Below are 3993 nucleotides of genomic sequence, written 5' to 3'. Positions count from 1 at the left end.
GTCAGCAAGGCGGCCCTGCTGCCGGGTGGTGTCAGTCGAAGAATCATTCGTGTCTCCAAGAGACGCTGGTAGCGGTGTATACAACCGACGATGCTCAGCCAGACACCACACACTCCAGCGACCGGCACGAACCCTAAAGAAGCGGCATCCCAAACGGTGGGGAGCCACGAAAACATCGTCATACCCAGTAAACGTATAACGATTCCATAACGTCAAGATCAGCTGCTCAGAGGGCATTTCCCACACGGCAACCGAACCAGGGAACGGCCAGTGCCAGCGCAAGGTCAGATCATGAAGGGAACGGCCGAGCCGGTCCAGCGAGGCGACGGAAGCCGACATGGCGATGATTCACTGGGCTGCCCCTCAGACCGGACCATTCCCGCACGTGCGGGGCCGACACCGCAACCTGACCGCCGATGCCGAGGTGAAAGGACCATCCCCGCACGTGCGGGGGCGACCCGAACCCGACCTCGATATGTGACGCGTACCGCGGACCATCCAAAAGCCGCTCGTACCAGCCCGTCCAAGACCTGACGTCGTTCGCCACATCGTTCATAGCTACTCATCGACGTAGTTCAAGAATTCCTGCATCGGACGCCGCTGTTCTTCCCACCTGGACGGTGCGCCCGCTGGACGAAGCCGTCGTTGCGCATAGGTCAAGATCAGCTCATTCTTCGCTCGGGAGATTGCGACAAAGAACTCCGAGCGGTAACGCTCGATCGTCCCTCCCCAGAAGAACTGGCTTTCAACACCGAGGACAACGACCTTCTCGAACTCGAGCCCCTTGCACTTGTGAATCGTCAGAATCCGCACAGCGTCGTCTTCGGAGAGTCGGATCAACGCAGCTATGGGATCGCCGTCCCTATCGAGCTCCTCCTGGAACGCTGCGACGGTCTGCTCGATAAGCTGGTCGAGCCGCTTGCCGCGCTGATACTCGGGCGAGAGGGCGTGTAGGACCGGTCGGGTGACCAGACTGAGGAACTCCGCGATGACCTTCTCCCACTCCGCCGGATCCGATCGAGCTGCGGTTCCATCGCGGAGATATTGACGTTTGGCTGCGAGGAAGCGACTTGCCGCTCTGGCACTCCGCAGCGCCATCTCCTCGGACAGGCTGGTACGAGTGATCAGGCGCATCAGGTGCTCGTAGGCCGCTGACCGGCGGTCGTCGGCCAGGACTCGGATCAGGCTAAGAATGACGGCCGAGGCGGGCTCGGCCGTCAGATCCTGACGAAGCTGCTCGTTGCGGGACGCGATGCCCCGATCGTTCAGCTCCTCGATCAGCAGCTCGCACACCAGGTGGGGTTGCTGGCGAACCAAGATGGCGATCTCGCTCGGCGGAATGCCTGCATCGAGCCAGCCTTCGATCCGGTCCGCGATCTCCACCGCCTCATTTACGGACACGGCGAAACGCAGCACCTCAACGGAGCCTTCACTACCCGCGAGCTCGGCGGCTGGCACCGCCGCTGGTGGATCCATCACCTGAACCATGCGGTTCTGCATCCGGCGCAGGACCGGCTCGGAGCGGTAGTTCTGGTAGAGCGTCAGCGATTGGGTGGCGAAGTCGGTGGCGAAGGTCTGCATGATGCCGTCCAGCGCTCCGGCCCAGCTCATGATCCGCTGTTTGACGTCGCCGACCGCGGTGAAGACCGCCTCGCTGCCGAGGAAGGCTTCCCTAAGCAGTGAGTACTGGTTGCGTGTGGCGTCCTGGAACTCGTCGAGGAAGACGTGGGTGTAGGTCTGCCGAATCGCGTTCCGTGCGTGTGGGCTCATCTGCAGGATGTCGATCGCGAGTGGCACCAAGTCGTCGAAGGTGACCTGCTTGCGCGGGACTCGGTCGAACTGGTCGATCGTGTAATCTGGATCGAGGGCGTCCTTGCCGGTCAGCAGGACTCGGTAGTTGTCGATGATCCGCTTGGCGAAGGCGTGGAACGTGAAGCTGTCGAACCGGACCGCAAGCTGCTCGCCACAGCGCTTGCGCACACGCTCACCGATGTTCCGTGTCGCATCCACCTTGAACGAGATCGCCAGGATGCGCCGCGGGTAGCGGCAGGCACCCGTCGTCAGCAAGAAGTCCGCCCGTTGCGCCAGCAGCTCGGTCTTGCCCGCACCTGGGCCGGCGGCCACGACGACGTTCGCGGCCAGCTCCTGGACCGCACGTGAGGCGTTTGGCTCAAGCGTGACGCCATCTGCCGGACGCCAGTCCTCCGGTCGGATCACTCGGGGATCGACTCCAGCCGTTCTTGTACGGTGTCGACCAACCGCTGGAGCGGCTCCGGCAGGTCTTCGAGCAGTTCCCTGTCAGTCAGCTCGGCCATGGCGGCGATGTGGCTGGCCGGCTTGCTGCCCTGTTTGAACTGCTTCTGATACTCGTCGAAGAGCTCCAGCTGGGCATCGTCAAGCCGGTCGACGTTGGCACGCGCCTTGCCGAGGACCGCCTCATTGGTTGCCTCGGTTGGGGTAGCCGTCTCGACGTCGTAAGCGTCCGAGTAGGCCTCCAGCAACATCAGGTCGAGGTCGAGCGGGTAGGAGAAGAAGACTCCGCCACGCTTCTCCAGCGCCAAGAGCCAACTCTTGTCGCTGAATCGTGGGAAGGCACGGTCCTCATTCCAAGCCGGAATCTTGGCGAGATTCGCGTCCTTAATCGTGCCAGGCCGTACCTTGTTCAGCTGCTTAGCGGCGTAGCTGATCCTCCCCCAGCCACCCTGGTAACGCCCGCAGTCGAGGTCGAGCAGCGTGACGTACGGGATCTCCAAGTGTTCGAGCAGCCTCCAGAAGTGATTGACATGACGACCTCCGAGTGGGACGACACAGACCGAAGCGTCGTCCTCAGCGATACCAGCGGCGGCGAGCACCCGCGGCAAGACGATCTGCTCGCTGTCCCCCTCACCCAACACGACGAGGCGCGAGAAGTAGAGCTCGGGGTAGGCAAGCACGGCTTCGCGCACGTACTTGGCGGCCTCGTCGGTGTCGGCCGGCATCACGATCGTGCGGACGGTCGTCGTGCGGTCGGGAGCGAGTCGTAGGAACCGAATGTCCTCGGGTTCGACCCGGTGAAGCAGTACTGGAGCGTGCGTTGCCACCACGCCCTGCACGTCCTCCTTGTCGCACGCCTCACGGAGTTGCCGGACGATCCGGCCGAGGTATTGCGGGGCGAGGCTGTTCTCGGGTTCCTCCAGAGCGATCACGACGTGAACCGGTGGCCGCAGCTTGTTGGGATCGAAGGCAGTCTCCTCGCCGTCCAGAACCTGGCGCGCGATCCCTTGCCACGCCAAGACAAGTGAGATGTACAGCAACGACTTCTGGCCGTCACTGAGTCGCTCAAAGCCAACCCGGTCGCCCGTCGGACCCAGTGTGAAGGTCACCGTCAGTTGACGCAGCACGCCCTCAATCTCACCCCGTCCGAAGGCGATTGCCGGATCCTTGAAGAAGGCGCCCTTGTGCAGACCAGCCCAGGCTTCCTGGATCTCGACACCGATGTCCGTCACAGCAGCGTTGTTGGCCATCGAGGTCGAGATCTCATCGGTCAGGCGGGCCAGTTCCGCGCGCTCGCTGGTCCAATCCGCCGCCCGAAGCATCCGCCCGAGCAGCGAGGCAGTCGTGTACGCGATGTGATCGACAGGGTCACGGCGGGCCGGCAGATAGTGCACTTCGACGGCTGCCCGGTCGTGGCGCGACATGTCCGATCGCCGCGTCGGCTCACCGTCAACACCCACCTGAGTGATGTACTCGACCTTCTCATCGATGTAGCCGTCTGCGTCGAGGGCGGCCGTCAGGCGGATCCGAACCCGCGGTGGGTCATCGGACGCCTCCAAGGCCATGTGCGTGAAAAAGGGTGGAACCGATGGATGCGCCCCATCCTCGTCGGCCGCCTCCTCGAACTCGATGTCAACCTCGATCCAGAGCTCGTTGTCGTCCAGGTCAGGGTCGACACTCGTAGGCACATGGAAGTCCTCGGGCTGCACCCGGCGGAGTGCAGGCAACGGACTGAACAGC

General features: G+C 63.1%; 2 protein-coding genes. Both read right to left on the bottom strand.

Annotated elements, in window-relative coordinates; translation table 11 throughout:
• Positions 1–558 precede the first annotated feature (558 nt).
• Positions 559–2217: an ATP-dependent helicase gene (locus ON22_RS26715; RefSeq protein ID WP_033247738.1), complete on the bottom strand. Its 1659-nt coding sequence runs from the start codon at positions 2215–2217 to the stop codon at positions 559–561.
• A partial coding sequence (locus ON22_RS26710; RefSeq protein ID WP_043740724.1) for an ATP-dependent nuclease occupies positions 2214–3993 on the bottom strand: 1780 nt, incomplete at its 5' end. The genes ON22_RS26715 and ON22_RS26710, both read right to left, overlap by 4 nt.

This window comes from Nocardia carnea NBRC 14403 (genome assembly GCF_000308515.1).
GTDB classification, from domain to species: domain Bacteria; phylum Actinomycetota; class Actinomycetes; order Mycobacteriales; family Mycobacteriaceae; genus Nocardia; species Nocardia carnea.
Note: the sequence above shows the minus strand (reverse complement) of the source record. Positions and strands in the feature narration are given on the sequence as shown.